12 protein-coding genes are annotated in these 16,080 nt (G+C 69.0%); 1 reads left to right on the top strand and 11 read right to left on the bottom strand.

Translation table 11 applies throughout. The features are described from left to right. Window positions 1-25: 25 nt before the first annotated feature. The gene (gene ilvC, locus IB227_RS11950; protein WP_192287583.1) at window positions 26-1,000 is read right to left on the bottom strand and encodes a ketol-acid reductoisomerase; all 975 of its coding nucleotides are present in this window, start codon (window positions 998-1,000) and stop codon (window positions 26-28) included. Window positions 1,001-1,638: 638 nt separating this feature from the next. Between ilvC and IB227_RS11945 the strand changes: the two genes are divergently transcribed. Continuing rightward, the gene (locus tag IB227_RS11945; protein WP_192287582.1) at window positions 1,639-2,487 is read left to right on the top strand and encodes a BTAD domain-containing putative transcriptional regulator; all 849 of its coding nucleotides are present in this window, start codon (window positions 1,639-1,641) and stop codon (window positions 2,485-2,487) included. A gap of 94 nt (window positions 2,488-2,581) precedes the next feature. On the opposite strand, the gene IB227_RS11940 is transcribed toward IB227_RS11945, so the two are convergent. The 10 genes from IB227_RS11940 to IB227_RS11895 form a co-directional block, all read right to left on the bottom strand. Continuing rightward, window positions 2,582-3,892, bottom strand: a complete 1,311-nt coding sequence (locus IB227_RS11940) for a type II secretion system protein (RefSeq protein WP_192287581.1) — start codon at window positions 3,890-3,892, stop codon at window positions 2,582-2,584. Then, entirely contained in the window at window positions 3,889-4,980 is a 1,092-nt protein-coding gene (locus IB227_RS11935) for a prepilin-type N-terminal cleavage/methylation domain-containing protein (protein WP_192287580.1), read from the bottom strand. The genes IB227_RS11940 and IB227_RS11935 overlap by 4 nt, the downstream gene beginning before the upstream one ends. Continuing rightward, window positions 4,977-7,589, bottom strand: coding sequence for a hypothetical protein (locus tag IB227_RS11930; protein ID WP_192287579.1), 2,613 nt, complete (start codon window positions 7,587-7,589; stop codon window positions 4,977-4,979). The genes IB227_RS11935 and IB227_RS11930 overlap by 4 nt, the downstream gene beginning before the upstream one ends. Window positions 7,590-7,604: 15 nt before the next feature. Continuing rightward, on the bottom strand, window positions 7,605-8,285 hold the full coding sequence (locus IB227_RS11925; protein WP_192287578.1) for a prepilin-type N-terminal cleavage/methylation domain-containing protein: 681 nt from the start codon (window positions 8,283-8,285) through the stop codon (window positions 7,605-7,607). 14 nt (window positions 8,286-8,299) lie between these two features. Then, window positions 8,300-9,556, bottom strand: coding sequence for a type II secretion system F family protein (locus IB227_RS11920; RefSeq protein ID WP_192287577.1), 1,257 nt, complete (start codon window positions 9,554-9,556; stop codon window positions 8,300-8,302). Further along, window positions 9,553-11,268 carry a GspE/PulE family protein gene (locus tag IB227_RS11915; protein ID WP_192287576.1) on the bottom strand — a complete coding sequence of 572 codons (1,716 nt, stop codon included), beginning with the start codon at window positions 11,266-11,268 and terminating at the stop codon, window positions 9,553-9,555. Before IB227_RS11915 ends, IB227_RS11920 begins: the two co-directional genes overlap by 4 nt. After that, complete coding sequence (locus IB227_RS11910) at window positions 11,255-12,664, bottom strand: ExeA family protein (RefSeq protein WP_225591807.1); 1,410 nt, start codon at window positions 12,662-12,664, stop codon at window positions 11,255-11,257. The genes IB227_RS11915 and IB227_RS11910 overlap by 14 nt, the downstream gene beginning before the upstream one ends. After that, window positions 12,661-13,539 carry a tetratricopeptide repeat protein gene (locus IB227_RS11905; RefSeq protein WP_192287575.1) on the bottom strand — a complete coding sequence of 293 codons (879 nt, stop codon included), beginning with the start codon at window positions 13,537-13,539 and terminating at the stop codon, window positions 12,661-12,663. The genes IB227_RS11910 and IB227_RS11905 overlap by 4 nt, the downstream gene beginning before the upstream one ends. Next, window positions 13,536-15,224: a pilus (MSHA type) biogenesis protein MshL gene (gene mshL, locus IB227_RS11900; protein ID WP_225591806.1), complete on the bottom strand. Its 1,689-nt coding sequence runs from the start codon at window positions 15,222-15,224 to the stop codon at window positions 13,536-13,538. The genes IB227_RS11905 and mshL overlap by 4 nt, the downstream gene beginning before the upstream one ends. Before the next feature lie 73 nt (window positions 15,225-15,297). Then, window positions 15,298-16,080, bottom strand: a complete 783-nt coding sequence (locus IB227_RS11895; RefSeq protein WP_192287574.1) for a type II secretion system protein — start codon at window positions 16,078-16,080, stop codon at window positions 15,298-15,300.

Genomic DNA, 16,080 nt, shown 5'->3' with positions numbered 1-16,080 from the left:
GAGCGGGTGGGGGACCGCCGCGTGATTACGCGGTCTGACCTTGCAACCAGACCATCTTGGCGCGCAGTTCCTTGCCGACCTTCTCGATCGGATGCTCCTTGTCGGCCTGCTGGAACTTCTTGTAGTTCGGCAGGCCGGCGTCGTACTCGGCTTCCCAGTTCCGGGTGAAGGTGCCGTTCTGGATGTCGGTCAGCACATCCTTCATGCGCGCCTTGACCGAGGCATCGATCACGCGCGGGCCGCTGACGAAGTCGCCGTACTGCGCGGTCTCGGAGATGAACTCCAGCATGCGGGTGATGCCGCCTTCGTAGAAAAGGTCCACGATCAGCTTCAGTTCGTGCAGCACTTCGTAGTAGGCGATCTCCGGCTGGTAGCCGGCTTCGACCAGCGTTTCAAAACCGGCCTGCACCAGCGAGGACGCACCACCGCACAGCACGGCCTGCTCGCCGAACAGATCGGTTTCGGTCTCTTCCTTGAAGGTGGTCTTGATGATGTTGGCGCGCGCGCCGCCCAGGCCGGCGGCATAGGCCAGCGCGAACTGCTCGGCCTTGCCGCTGGTGTCCTGGTAGACGGCGTAGATGCACGGCACGCCACGGCCGATTTCGTACTCGCGACGGACCAGCGCACCCGGGCCCTTCGGCGCGACCAGCACCACGTCCAGATCGGCGCGCGGCGCGATCATGCCGAAATGCACGTTCAGGCCATGGGCGAACAGCAGGCATGCACCCTGCTTCATGTTCGGCGCGAGCACGTCGTTGTAGAGCTTCTTCTGCACCATGTCCGGGGTCAGCACGGCGACCAGGTCGGCCTCCTTGACCGCCTCGGCCGGCGCCTTGACGGTGAAGCCGTCGGCCTGGGCCTTGGCTTCGGTCGGGCCACCGGCGCGCAGGCCCACGACCACGTCGTAACCGGATTCACGCAGGTTCAGTGCATGGGCGCGGCCCTGGCTGCCGTAACCGATGACGGCGATTTTGATCTGGGGCAGTTCGTTGGTGCTCATGGTGCTTGGGTTCCTTGCGATGAAGAGAAAACGTGCAGTGAAAAAAGAAACGGCCGTCGCGTCAGGACGCGGCGGCCGGGTCGGGGAGGGCGATCGCCATGCAGGCCGATGCGGCGCACGGGGCGTTGCAGGCGGTGTGTTTGTGCATGGTGGAATCGGTCGGATACATGGTTTCAGATGAAATAGAAGCTGGAAACGAAAAACCCCGCACCGGGGTCGGCGCGGGGTCTTTAGTCGAATCTGGCTGTTTTTCTGCTACGCGCCAGTCTGCCCCGCACCTGTTGGCTCGGTAATAAGTACGAGTACGAGCAGCGACGCCGCGGCGGAAGCCGGGGTCGAAGTCAGGTGGGCGGTGGCGTTGTGGCGTTGCAGCATGGGGTCGAGATAACCACCGTCCGCCGGCGCTGTCAATGCTTGCAGTTGTGATTGCCGGTGAACGGCGCGCAAGCCCCGCCACGGCTGCTTGGTTGCGGTTGAAACCTACGCGCGGCGCGGCTTGGTGGCGCCCGCGTTGCGCGGGAATCGGGCGTTTGTCGAGCGCGCGTGAACGTTTTTCGTGCCGGGGTGATGGGATCGGGACGCTTTTGCCGGTTTAACAGGTAAGGGGCTCAATGGCTGAGGCCCATCCGGGGGAAATCATGGCATTGGTATCGGAACAGGCGGCGCACGCCGGGTGCGAAGCATCCTGCGGCGGCGCGCACGTGGCGACCGAACGTGGGCTGGTCCAGCTGATGGGCGCCAGCCAGGGGTTGCCGGCACCGTTGATCTACCGCAAGGGCTGGGCACTGCTGGGCTACCTGGCGGTGGAGTCTAACCGCAAGCATTCGCGCATCGCGCTGGCGGCCCTGCTGTGGCCGTCGCTGAGCGAAACCAGCGCGCTGACCAACCTGCGCCAGGTGCTGAGCAACCTCAACCGCTACTGCAGCAACGCGCTGGGACCGGACGCCCTGCGCATCGAGCGCGGCAGCGTGGGGCTGTTCCGCGACGACCAGGTGCGCTTCGACATCGACCTGCTGCAGCTGGCGCCCTGCCAGGCCGTGTACATGCTGGCGCGGCAGAGCTGCTTCCTCGACGGGATGGATGACATCGCCGGCATCGACTTCCACAGCTGGCTGGAAACCACCCGCCAGGAGCTGGACGGTCGCCTGATCGACGCGGCGGAGAAGTGCTGTGACGAGCTGCTGGCCAGCCAGCAGTGGGAGCGCGCGGCGATGATGGCGCGGTCGCTGAGCCTGCACGACCCGTGGAACGAGGCGCATGCACAGCGGGTGATGCGGGCCCATGCCGGGGGAGGCATGCGGGCGGCGGCGGTGAAGGCGTACCAGCGGTTCGAAGTCATGCTCCGCGCCGAACTGGGATTGGACACCAGCGTGGAACTGCGCCAGCTGCTCGCGCAGATCTCCAACGGGGTGGGCGCACTGGCCGGCGAGGTGACGTCCGGATTGCGGATGGAGCGCGGGCGGATCAGCGGCATGGTGCTGGGGTAACGCCCCGATCTCCCCTCGTGGTGGCAGTGGAGGGCGTGCGCAGGCACGCCCTTCGCCTGTTGCAGCGGTGGCAGGCCGGTGGCAGCAGGCAGGCTCAGCGCAGTGCGTCGGCCGCGTCATGCTGGGCCTTGCCGGGGGAGAGCCCGAGCAGGTCGGCGCGGCGGGCTTCCAGGTCCACCCGGCGGGCGATGACCGGGGCCTTCTGGTCCAGCGCGTAGACGGTCTGGTCCGCATCTGAGCCGGTGGGTTGGCCGGTGCCGAAGGCGCTCTGGGTGGTCCGCGCGATGTTGACGTTGGATACGGCGATGCCCTTCATCGCGGCGGCGGCGACCACGCCGCCGATCGCGCTGCCCAGGCCGGCGGCGGCGAAGCCGGTGCGCCAGGTCCACACGAACTTGGTCTGGCTGACCTCCGAGGCGGTGTCGAACATGCCGGCGACCGCCGAGGCGATCTGCCCGGTGGCCAGCACGATGTCGGCGTCGGCGCTCTTGTTCCCGGCCTCGGCGAGCTCGGTCATGATGGAGAGTTGCTCCTTGTAGTCGACCATCGCCGGCACGTTGAGCGCGGCGGCGACGGCGGCATTGGCATGCGCGTGCAGGGCCGCGCCGGTGGCCTCGCCGCAGCGCAGGCGGCTCCACAACTGTTCGAAGCCGACGGCCCGGCGCAGCTGGCCGACGTTGCTGCCGGCGCGCGGGGAGTCGATCACCGGGTCCGATGGGGCCGCCGCGTCCAGCGAGGTGGTGGCCAGCGCGTAGGCGATGTTGCCGAGCACCGCGCTGCCGGCCCCTTCGGTGCGCCGGCTGTGCAGGAAGCTGTCCTTGCCGGTGGCGTTCATGCCGCTACGCAGCGCGTAGCAGAAGTCCAGCCCGTTGACCTGCAGGTTCGGCACCGACGCGCAGCCCGCTTCCGGGTGCGTGGCGCAGGTGTCCTGCAGCTTGACCAGCGCGGCCACGCTGTTGCTGGTGGCGTTGTTGAGCATCTGCAGGGACGGCGCGCGATCCACCGCACGGGTGAGGTCGGCGTCGATGCTGGCGATGTCCGGGTCCACGCCGGACATCGCGTTGTCGCGGAATACGCCATAGGCGATCCGTGCGGCGCGCTGGTCCGGCAAACCCAACTCGCGGTAGGGCAGGAAGCCCTGGGCGACGCTGCAGTCGCCGACGCCGCTGTCACCGGTGGCCGGGCACGGCAGGTGATGATTGGCGGCGGCGTAGGCCAGCAGCGCATCGTCGGCGCGTTGCAGCAGGCTGCGTTGGGTGACCTGCCGGGCCTCCTGGTTGCTCTGCATCAGCCAACGGGCCAGGAACACCCCGATGATGCCCAGCACCACCAAGGCGATGGTCAGTTCGATCAGCGAAAAGCCCGCCGGCCTGCGGCGCGGCACACGGATCTGCCGGTGTGTCATTTGTCGATCCCCGCGATGTCCAGGGCCTTGGCCTGTTGCAGCGCCTGGTCGCGCGCGTGCGCGGCCAGGTCGTTGCGGGTGCTGGCACGGGCGGCGATGTCCTTGGCCGTGGCCAGGGACTCGCGCGCGCCCTTGAGGTCGTCATCGGCCATCTTCACCAGGAAGACGGCATAGCCGACGGACGCGAGCGCATTGGCGTGTTCCATCACCGCCAGCGCGATCTTGAAGCCGGTTTCGAAATTGCCGGTGGTGGTCAGGAACACCGCGATGGCTTCATCGAAGATCGCAAATGCCAGTGACGCGGCCGCGGCGGCGACGCCGGTCTCGGCGGCCTTGAGCAGCGCTTCGTTGGTGCGCACGTCGAACTTGCGGAAGCGGTAGTTGAACTGTGCCACCTCGGCGATGCTGTAGGCCGCGGCGGCGGACTGGGCCGCGCCCTGTGCGCGGCCGAGGCGGTCGGCGCAGGCCAGCCGGCTGGACAGCTCGCCGACGCCGGCGGCCAGCGTGAGGCCGGGAAGGCTGCCGGCCACGGGCGCGGCGCCCGGCAGCGCCAGCGCGCGCGCCGCGGCCTGGGCGTCGCCGACCTGGCCGCGTTCGTTCGGCATGCCCAGCGCGTAGGCCGCCGGCATGGACAACCCGGCCAACGGGGTGCCATTGGCCTGGACCTGCTGCAGGTGCAGGCACAGGTCCAACCCGTTGGTCGGCGAGCTGACCTCCGCGCCGGCCAGGTGCGGTGCATACACGTTGCCCGGTGCCGCCAGCAGCGCGGCATGGGCGCTGTAGAGGATGCGCGCATCACCCGGCAGGCCGAGCTCGCGCACCGGCAGCCAGCCCGAGGTACTGCCCGGATCGGGGCGCCCGTCGCCATCGCTGTCGGCCGCCGGCAGGCGCAGCTTCGCGCGGGCATGGCCGAGCAGCGCTTGTTCGGCCTGCGCGAGCAGGCGTTCGTCGTGGTCGGCCTTGAGTACCTGCCCACCGATCGGGATCAGGGTGAACACCGCCGCGCTGACCAGGCCGGCGATGAGCAGGGCCACGGCGATCTCGACCAGGCTGAAGCCGCGTTGCCGCCGCACGCACGGGCCGCTCATGGGCTTGCCTTGCGGGCGCCGACCGCACCGCGCGTGTCGGCCTTGCCGAGGATGGCGCTGGCACCCACGGCGATGCTGTAGTCGTCGACGGAGCCAGGCGGGGCCATGTCCTTCAGCGCGTTGTACTGGGCTTCCAGTTCCTTGAAGCGGGTTTCGTTCTCGATGCGGTTGCGCGTGGCTTCGGCGGCGGCATCCCTTGCACGCACCCAGTCCGAGTAGGCACGCGCATAGGAATAGGTGCTCTTCTCGGTGCCGCATCTGCCGGGGTCAAGCACGCAGCGGAAATCACCGTCGTAGTTGATATCCTCGATCAGGCGCTGGCCATTGCTGCCGTCGGTCGGCATGTCGGCATAGCGGCGGATGGTGCCGGAAATCCAGGTGAACGTGGATTGCTCGCCATCGATCTCCATCATGGCCTTGCTCCAATCGCCCGGGTACTGGAGGTAGGGCGAGCTTTGGCTGTCGTAGTTGGACTTGGCGCTGGTGCGCCGCTGCTTGGCGTCGTCCAGCGCCGCCTTGGTCAGGTCGCGGTCGCGCTCGAGCATGGGCGTGCACTGGGCGCCCTCGTTCATCTCCTGGCCGGCGGGCGGGTGCATCTCATCGACAATGGCGGTGCTGCCGTCGTCGTTGATGACCGTGTAGGTGCAGCTGCGCATGTAGGTCACCTTGTCGCGCGAGTTGCGGCAGACCTGCTGGCTTTCGGCGTTGGTGGCCTGCCGGCAGATGTCCTCGGCGTCCTTGTGCGCGCTGTCGACCAGCTTCACCCATTGCTTCACGGCGTCCACCTTCTGCTGGTAGGCGCTTTCCAGCTCTTCCACCGTGCGCTGGATGTCGGCCCACCGCTGGGCCAGGTCGCGCTTGCTGCGGGCGTCCTGATAGGCGATCGGCTTGAAGCGGGTCACCCAGGTGTAGCCGCCCACGTGGCTCTCGGTGGGCAGCACGACGCAGCTGCCGTTGACATAGTCGTAGCTGCCACCGGCGGCGGCCACGCATACGGTTTCCTTGTACTTGCCGGCGGAGTTGCCCAGATGCATGCGATAGGAGATCCAGGTGTCGCTGAAGTGCGACATGCGCTTGTCCTGGTATACCGCGGCGGCATCGACCAGCTTGGCCTCGACCGCCTTGGCGCTGTCGATCTGCGCGGCCATGCCGGGCTGGTCCTCGGTCACCCAGTCGCATTCAAACTCCGGCGCGCCGTTGGCCTGCCACACCGGCTCGCCGTTGCTGTCCTTCTTCTGCACGGGGAGCTTGGTCTTCGGGTCCAGGCGTTGCTTGCAGTACTCGCGGGTGCCGCCGTACAGCGTCTGGCGCATGGTCTCCAGCACGTCGGCGACGGACGAGGTGGCGGGTTTGGCCGATGCCGCGGCACGGTCACGCGCCTTGACGTTGGCATCCAGCGCCAGCCCGATCGGGGCCAGCGCCGCCGAGTTCAGCGCCACCGCGGCGGCGGAGTAGCTGATGGCGATGGCACTGATGATGACGGCGGCGGTGTCGAACGGCACGCCGACGCAGACCGTGCCGAGCGAGGCGATGCAGGTGATCACCGAGGTGGTCAGCGAGATGGCGTTCCAGACCGCCGAGTCGAAGATGTCGACCGCGCCGAGCACGCTCAGGGTCAACCCGGTGATGGCCATGGCCTGGGCGAACGCCGCATCACGCACCTGGGCCTCGCCGTTGCCCAGGTTGGTGTCCTGGAAGTCGGCCACCGTGGCGTGGTTGGCGACCGCGCCGGCCAGCACTTCCATCGACAGCAGCGAGACGTTGGTGGGGGCGTCGGCGGCGGCCATCGCCGCGTACTGGCGGCAGCCGACCAGCGGTGCCAGCGAGGCGAAGGTACGCAGGCGGGTGCGATCGTCGTAGTCGATGTCGCCGGGCCGGGCCGGGCTGGGCAATGCGGCCGAGGCAGCGCTGTCGAAGCGGCCCTGGGTTCCGGCGACGGGGCCGGCGGCGACCAGCCCATAGGCGATGTTGAGGGCATTGCCCTGGGCGTCGGTGCTGGTGGCGTAGGTGTCCGCGGTGGCCCCGGGCAGCGCGTTCTGGTCCAGCGCGGCGCAGAAGTCCAGGCCGTTTCCGTGTCCTTCGGCCGGGTCCACGTAGTCCTCGAAGGGCTCGCCGCTCGGGTCGAGCGGGATGAACGCATCGCCGGTCGCCGACAGCCCGGGCTGGCGGGCACTGGTGCCGCCAGCGGCGATGCCGGTGACGCCCTGCGAGACCGAGTAGCGGATCGGCGCGGCGCCAGCCCCGATCTCGCGCGCGCCGGGCAACAACGCGAGGGGCAGGAAGCCGACCGCATTGCTGGTGCCGGCCTCGGCACTGCAGTCTTCGATGACCGCGGCCGGATCCTCGGTCCAACGCGTGGCCGGGCAGGGCAGGCGGGCGTGCGCGGCGGCGTAGGCGGCCAGCGCATCATCGGCCCAGCGCAGGTATTCCTGCTGCTGGACGGCCTGTTCGGCCGGGCGCCGGGCATTGAGCAGCAGCGCGCCGGCGGCGACGGCCACGCCGACCAGCATCAGCAGCAGCATCACCTGCAGCAGGCTGAAGCCCCGCTGCGGGTGGCCGCCGGGGATGCAGCCGAGGATGGGGAGATGATCGCGGGAAGGGGTATGCATGCGAGCGATATCCGGTTACTGGCTCATCTTGATGTAGGCGATGACGGTGGCACTGGCGGCATCGGCACTGGTGTTGGCGTTGCTGGTCTCATCGCGCGACCAGGCGGCATCCTCGGTCGGCGCGGCGACCTTGCCGGTGCCCGGGCGCTTCTCGCGCACCCGGCCAACGCGCGCGTCGACCTTGCCGTCGATGCGCTGGTCCAGCTGCTGCGCCAGTTCGGGGGTGAGCCCATGCAGCACCAGCACGTTGCGCGTACGAGCGGCGTAGCCGCTGGCGCTGATCGGCTCGTGCCAGTCGGTGATGGCCTGCAGGCAGACCTGCAGGCGCTGCGGCAGGCCGTTGCGGTCCTGGTAGACGTAGGTTTCCTGGCGGCCTTCCATCGCACCCTGGGGCAGGGTGACGCCTGCCTTGAGCATCTCGTCGACCAGCGCAGTGCCGCACAACGCGGTGGCGGCGGTGCCACCGCCGATCATGCCGGTGAGCGCGTTGTCGCCGGGGACCCGGCCGGTCTGGCTGGCGTAGCGGTCGTAGGCCAGGATCCAGCCCTGCACGAACTCGCTGCTGATGCGCTCGGCCACGGCACCACGGTAGACGTCGCGGCCGACGGTGACCGCGCCGAGGATCAACGCGATGATCACCAGCACCACCGACATCTCCATGAGGGTGAAGCCGCGGCTGTGGTTGATGGGTTTCATGGTGGCGCGGTTCCTTACAGCTGCGGCGAGGTGATCGCCTGCTGCACCAGGTCATAGACCGGCAGCAGCAGGGCGACGATCAGGAAGACGAACATGCCGCCGCCGAACAGCACGACGACCGGCTTGATGATTTCCGACAGGTTGGTGATCAGGCGCTGCAGGCGCAGGCTGTATTCCTCGGACAGGCGCGAGAACTGGCTGTCCAGCGTGCCGGTGTCCTCGCCGACGCTGATCATGCGCACCATCATCGAAGGGAAGCCGCCGACCTGGCGCATCGCCGAGGACACCCGATCGCCACGTTCCAGGACCTGCCGGATCGCGATGATGCGGTCGCGGTAGTACTCGTCGCGCATGGCGCGCTCCATCACCTGCAGGCTGCTGACCATGTCCACGCCGGCGCGGATCAGCAGCGCCATGTACTCGGTGAAGAAGGCCAGGCCGGAGGAGAACATGATGGTCTTGGCGATCGGCAGCCGGTGCAGCGTGTAGTGGATGGCGCGGCGGAAGCGGCGGCTGTAGCGCCAGGTGACCCACAGCACGAACACCAGCGCGGCCAGCCCGGCCAGGATCATCACGATGTGCCCGATCAGCCACTCCGAGCTGCGTATCACCCAGATGGTGAGCGGCGGCAGCTTGGCGTTCATCTGCTTGAAGAGGTCGGACAGGTTGGGAATGACGTAGTAGATCCAGAAGCCGCCGGCGGCGAAGATGGCCGAGAACACGAACGCGGGGTAGATCAGCGCCTGGCGGGTATCGGCGGTCATCCGCGAGATGCGCTCGACGTGGTCGGCGGCCTCCATCAGCATCCTGTCCATGGAGCCGGTCTCGTCGCCGATCATGACCAGGTTGCGGACGGTTTCCGGGAAGGCGTCGGGATAGCGGCCGAATGCATCGCTCAGCGAGGCGCCGGCATCCAGTTCGTCCAGCAGCCGGCGTGCCAGCCGGGCCGGATTGGACACGCGGCCGGTGCTGATCTCGTTGGCCACCGCACGCAGCGCCTCCATCACCGGGATGCCGCTGCTGGTCATCACCGCCAGGTCGCGCAGCATGCCGGCCAGTTCCACCGGCTTGATGCTGGGCTTGATCAGGTGGGTGAGCGAACGCTGGGTCTCGGCCAGCCAGCCGGGGAAGCGATACAGCTTGAGTACCACCGCATCGAAGTTCTTCTCCAGCCACAGGCGCGCGGAGGCGTCGTGCTCGACGGCCAGCTGGGTCACGCCGGCGCGCACGCGGCCGTTGGAGAGCAGCAGCCGGTAGTAGTAGACGTTCATGGCGCCGGGCCCACGCCGACCACGCGCAGGACTTCCTCGCTGGTGGTCTGGCCGGCGATGACGCGCGCGCGCGCGACCTGCTCGATGCCCTTGAAGCCGGCGCCCATCGCCAGCCCGCGCAGGGTCTCGCGGCTGACGTCATCGGCGATGCCGTTGGCCAGCGGTTCGTCGACCACCATGATGTCGTAGACCGGCAGGCGCCCGTAGTAGCCGCTGCCGCGGCAGCGGTCGCAGCCGCCGCCACGCCGGCCGCTGCTGCCCACGGGCAGCTCCAGCCATGCGCATTCCTTGTCGGTGAACGGCACGTCCGTGGCACAGAACGGACAGACCTGGCGGACCAGGCGCTGGTTCACCACGGCCAGCAGGTTGTCGGCGATGACCTGCGCTTCCAGGCCGAGCGGGCGCAGGCGGGGCACCACGCCGAACACGGTGGTGACGTGCAGGGTGGACAGCACCAGGTGGCCGGTGGCCGCCGCTTCCACGGCTGCCTGCGCGGTTTCGGCATCGCGCATTTCGCCGAGCAGGATCACGTCCGGGTCATGGCGCAGGAAGTGGCGCAGGGCCGAGCCGAACTCGTAGCCGGCGCGGCGGTTGACCTCGGTCTGGCCGGCACCGGGCACGCGGTACTCGATGGGGTCCTCGACGGTCAGCACATTGCGCTCGATCAGCGACTGCATGCGCAGTGCGGCGTGCAGCGAGGAACTCTTGCCCGAGCCGGTGGGACCGGTGATCAGGATCAGCCCGGCCGGCTTGGCGAACAGGCGTTCGAGCAGGGCCACGTCCTCGGCGAAGAAACCCAGTTCCTCCAGCCCGGCCAGGTCGCTGTGCTCGGGCAGCAGGCGCATCACCATGCGCTCGCCGGATTCGGTGATCAGGGTGGACACGCGCACCGTCAGCGCCGAGTCCAGCACGGTGGCGCGGAAGCTGCCGTCCTGCGGGCGGCGCTGCTCGGAGATGTCCATTTCCGAAGCGAGCTTGATGTAGCCCAGCAGGCGGCTGAGCGAGTTGGGCATGGCCCACATCGGGCGCAGCACGCCATCGACGCGGAACAGCACGTGCAGGCTGTGCTCGGACGGGGAAATGTGGATGTCGGTGGTGCGCTCGCGCACGGCCAGGTGCAGCAGGTAGTCCAGCAGCTTCTCCGGGCTGTAGGCGTGGTCGTTGTCGGTGGCGAGGCGGCGGATCTCCTTCTCCAGCAGCGCCTCGATCGGGTTCTGCGCGAAGTAGTAGGTTTGCCGGATCAGCCGCGCGACCTTGCCGTACTCACCCTGCAGGAAGCGGCAGCGCAGGCCGCAGCGTTGCAGCACGAGCTGCGCCACCGCGGTGGGGTCGGCATCGCCGAGCAGCACCTCCAGTTGCTCGCCGTCGCGGCGCAGCGGCAGGAACTGCCGCATCTGGCACAGCTCGCGGTTGAACATGGCCAGGATCTGCGGCTCGGCCACCGGCAGGGTTTCGACCTGGGTGAACTCGATGCCGAGCATGCCGGCGTGGGTGCGCACGATGTCCGATTCATTGGCCAGGCCGTGGCGGATCAGCAAGCGGCCGAAGCTGGTCTGCTCGACCAGGTTCTTCTGGCGGGCGTACAGCAGCTGGATGGGGTCCAGCAGCCCCTGCTCGTTGAGCAGCACGCCGAGCTTGGCCTGTTCGAGGCTGACCAGTCCCTGCGTGGAGCTGGCGGAGGCGGAGGGGATGCGGGAATCAACCGTGGCCATTGCGGGAAGGATCCATGTCGTTCGGGGAGTCGGCGTGCGCGGCGGGAAGGGCCAGCAGGTGCAGGGTCAGTGCATCCGGGGTCCCGGTTGCCGGCAGGGCGTTGTGCTGCTGCATGCGGCGCAGCGCCCGCTGCGTCAGCGGGCCGAAGCGGCCATCGAGCTGGCCGTCGTAGTGCCCCTGCTGCCGCAGGCGGTACTGCAGCTGTTGCAGGCGGGTATTGGGTTGCTGTTGCAGCAGGTCGGCGTCCGGCACACGCGGTACGAAGGTGACCAGTGCGCCCTGCGCGGTGGCTTGCACGCACAGGTCGTCGTGCTGGCGCAGGTAGGGGGCAGCGCCGGAAGGCACCTGGACCTGGCGCCGTGCGCCGTCACCCAGACGTGCAAGGCAGTGCTGCGGTGGGGGCGCGGTTGCGGCGCTGGCCGCTGCGGGCGATGCCGACGCCACCGTCGATGCCGGCTCGGCATGGGTGTCGCCCGGACGCAGTGACAGGACCAGCCCACCCACGGCCAGCAGCCCGCCCAGCGACGCCGCCAGTGCCCACGGGTAGCGACGCGCGCGCGCACGGCGCTGCACACCGGCTTCGGCGGCGGCGGTGCGGATCAGCGCGGCATCGATCCGGCGTGGACCGGCGGCCTGGCCGTACAGGCCATACAGGCAGCGGTCCATGATCTGGTGGATATGGCGTGGGTTGCCGTTGCTGGCGCGGTGCAGGGCGGTGATCGCCGCTTCATCGAGCGCGATGGCGCCGTCGGCGCCGGCGCTGTCCAGCCGGAACCGCACGTAGTCGCCGGTGCGGTCGCGGGCCAGGGCGCAGAGCTGGGCGTGTTTGCTGATGCGGCTGCTGAGCTGGCGGATCGCCGGTTGCGCCAGCACCTGCAGCAGTTCCGGTTGGCCGGCCAGCACGATCTGCAACAGCTTCTCCTGCCCCGACTCCAGGCAGGTGAGCAGGCGCAGCAGTTCCAGGCTTTCGATGTCCAGGTTCTGGGCATCGTCGATCAGCAGCACGCAGGTGGTCTGGCGCTGCCAGCGCTCGAGCAGGAAGCGGTTGAGGCGGTCGATGTTGTCCGCGGCACTGCCCTCGGCGGGCAGGCCGAAGTCACGCAGCACCGCCGCCAGCAGGTCATTGCCCTGCAGGTAGGTGTTGAACACCAGCGACACCACCATGTCCTCGCGTTCCAGCGTGGACATCAGGCGGCGCAGGAAAGTGGTCTTGCCGGTGCCAACCTCGCCGGTGAGCAGCACGAAGCCCGAGCGCGTGCGCAGGCAATGCGTGGCCTCGACCAGCTCGCGCTCCAGCGCATCGGTCTGGAAGTAGGCGGCGCTGTCGGGCGTGGGCGGGAACGGCGAGCGGTCCAGGCCCAGCTGCTGCAGGTGCTGGCGGGTGGCCGGGTTCATTGCGGCGTTCCGCGGATCTGAGCCAGTGCCTGGGCGATGATGCTGGAGTCGCCGTTCTCCGCGGCCAGGCGCAGCAGCCGGCCCTGCGCGACGTCGGTCTGGCCGCGTCCGGCTTCCAGCAGCGCGAGGTTGACCCCGGCCTGGGTGTCCTCCGGGACCCGCGACAGGATCTGCCGGTAGCGGTCCTCGGCGGTGACCAGGTCGCCGCGGTTGTGTGCAACCCAGGCTTCGTTGCGCAGCAGGGTCAGGCTGTCGGCGGGAAGCAGCTGGCGCAACGCCTGCAGTTGCTGCTCGATGGTAGCGGCGTCGCCCTGCACGACAGCGCGCTGCAGCGAGGCCAGTGCATCGGGAATGCGGGCGCTGGTGTCCGCCGCAGGGGCGGCGTCGCGGGCCGGCCGGCGGGTGCTGACGGTGATGTTCATCTGCTGCGACTGCACGTGCACCACCTCCTGCCCGGACGGCGTGGTGGCCAGGCGTGGGGCGGGCGTTGCCGGCGCGGGCACGTCGCTGCCGGCGACGGGCGCTGCCGACGTGCGGGTGGCGGCCCGCGGTCCCAGTGGCGGCAAAGGGGGGATGGGCGCGGCCGCGGCAACCGGTGCCGGCGCTGCGACCGCAACCGGTGCCGCCACCGACGCCGTTGCCGGCGCTGCGGCAGGCGCGGCCAGCGGTGCCCGCGTCGCGGTGGTGGCCACCGGCGGCGCGGCATTGCCGGAGAGCGCATGCACCAGCGCATAGCCGAGCAGCACGCTGCCGGTCGCGCCCAGCCAGAGGTAGCCGGTGCGCCGGCCGCCGCCGCGGGCCCGTGCTACCGGTGTGGCCGTGGCCTGGGGCGACGCCGTGCCGTTCTGGCGCAATGCGTCGTAGATCAGGCTCACAGCACTTTTACCCGCAGTACCAGCACCAGTTCGCGGGTGGTGTGGGTCTTGGCACGCGAGCCGAACATGCGGCCGAACACCGGCACATCGGACAGGCCGGGGATGCCCTTGTCATCAAGCGAGGCGTTCTGGTCGATCAGGCCGCCGAGCATCACGGTGTCGCCGTCGCGCAGGTTCAAGGTGGTGGTGATGCCCTTGACGTTGACCTGCGGCAGCGTGACCGCGTTGCCGTTGGGGAACTCGCGCAGGGTCAGGCTGCTGGCATCGACCTCGGTCTGCATCGGGTGCACCAGCAGCTCGACGCTGCCGTTCTCGTGGATCATCGGCGCCACGCCGATCACCACGCCGGAGAACAGCGAGTCGGTCTGGATGTCGGTGGACTGGTTGTAGGAGCCGCCGCTGCCACCGGTGTTGGAGAAGTTGCTGGTGGACTTGGTGACGTAGCGGATGTTGGTGCCCACGCTCAGGTAGGCCGGGCTGCCGTTGCGCACGCGCACGCTGGGGTTGGACAGCACCTTGACGTTGCCGAAGCCGCGCAGCACGTTGACCGCCGCCGAGAACGTGTCGGTGGTGTAGCTCAGGCCCATCGCCCGGCCGAGGCTGGAGCCCAGGGTCTGGTTGGGGAAGGTGATGGTGCGCGGCTGCTGGCCCAGCCGGGTCAGGCCGTCGTAGGACAGCGGCGTGTTGGCATCGGGCAGGATGGTGGCGGCGGTGTCGCCGTAGATGCCGGCGACGCGGTCGCGCAGCAGGTTCCAGTCCACGCCGTAGTTGCTGCTGTCATTGAGCGAGACGTCCAGGATCTGTGCCTCGACCAGCACCTGCCGGCGCAGCTTCTGCTTGTTGTGTTCGATCAGCTGCTCGACGGCGCGCATCTGCGAGGGGCGGGCACGCACGAACAGGGTGCCGCTGCCGGCATCCAGGTTGTAGCTGGCGACCGCCGGCGGCTTGGGCTGGTCCGGTGCGGTGGGTGCGGGCGCCTGCTTGCTCTTGTCCGCGTCCAGGATCACGTCCAGCGCGGCGGCCAGTTGCTTGTAGGGGTCGTTGTCCTTGCCGACGCTGCCGCTCATCGACAGCGAGCCCCGCAGGGACTGGCCCGCGCCGCCCTCGCCCTGCATGCCGGCACCGAACACGTCACCACCGCTGTTGAGCTCCAGCGAGGTCACCGAGTTGAGCATGTCCACGTTGAAGATGCGTTCCTTGGTCTGGCTGACCACCAGTGCACCGCCGCGCAGTTCGCCATGCAGGTCGAACGCATCCAGGATGTGGTTGAACACCTCGCGCGCGGAGACATTGCTCAGCTGCAGGCTGGAGCGCTGCTTCTGCTCCAGCACCCTGGGGTCCACGATCAGGTTCATCTTCAGCTCGCCGGCCAGCGCCCACAGCAGCTGGCCGACGTCGGCATCGAACATGCTGATGCTGACCACGCTGTGCTCCAGCGGGTCGTAGACCGGTGCCAGTGGCGTGGTGGTGGGCGTGCGGGTGCCCTTGTGCTCGAGGCTGGCCAGGCGCTTGTCCTGGGCCTCAAGGAACTTGGCCGACTCTTCGGCCAGCGCGGTGCTGGTGCGTTCCAGTGCCTTGTGCTCCACCGGTGGCAGGTCCTGCACGCTGCGCGGCGGCATGTTGGTGCATGCCGCCAGCATCAGCGAGCCGATGCCGCCGGCCAGCAGCCGGGGAAGATGGCGCAACTGCGGCTGGTGGGGGTTTCTGCGGTGGCAGCTAGTCATTTCCAAGGCCTCGGAGGTATGCGGGATCGGTTGCTTATCGTTCAAGGGAGGTCAGCCAGCCGAGCAGCGTGGTGCTGGATTCGGCCAGGACCTGGTCGTCGTAGCGGAAGCTCGATGGCCGTTCCGGCGGCGCCATGCACAGGGCGGTCCCGCGGGCGATGGCGTTGTTCATCGTGTCGAAGCCGGGCGCGTTGCCCGAGGACTGGTCCATGTCCATTCCCGGGGCGATCAGCGCGTAGGCAGGGTTGACGGTTTCGCCACCCCCATCGCAGGGAAGGTCCGGGCTCGACGGGGTTTCGGTCGGGTAGGCGGCGTTGGCGGCGGGCAGTTTGTAGAACGGCAACGCGGTGACGGGCGTGGCCTGCGCGGCCCGCGCAAGCGCGGCCAGCAGCCCGCCCGATCCGTCCTGGTCACTGAACTCGGCGCTGGCCGCGGACGGCCTGGCCAGGTCCGCCGTGCTGCTGCGGTGGACCGCGTAGCGGATGCGCGCGTTGCGGTCGGGCAGGGCCAGGCCCAGGCTTTCGTATGGCAGCCAGCCAACCGTGAGTCCCGCGGCGCAGCCACTGGCCCCACCGTTCTCGCGCCCGGCGTCGCCCTGCGGGCTGCTGTCCGGACAGGGCAGGCGCTTGTTGCGGAGGGTGAAGGCGCGCAGCGCCAGGCGGGCCTGACCCAGTTGCGCGCGGCTGGCGGTATGGCTGCGGGACTGCTGGAACATCTCATACGTGCCCGTCGCCGCGCTGGTCAGCAGGGCAAGCACGCCCACCACGACCGTCAGCTCGAGCAGGTTGAATCCGCGTTGTCGGCGGAGGCTGCGCAT

This window comes from Stenotrophomonas sp. STM01, assembly GCF_014852135.1.
Lineage (GTDB): Bacteria > Pseudomonadota > Gammaproteobacteria > Xanthomonadales > Xanthomonadaceae > Stenotrophomonas > Stenotrophomonas capsici.
The sequence above is the reverse complement of the archived record's forward strand: the minus strand, read 5'-3'. Positions and strand labels throughout refer to the sequence as shown.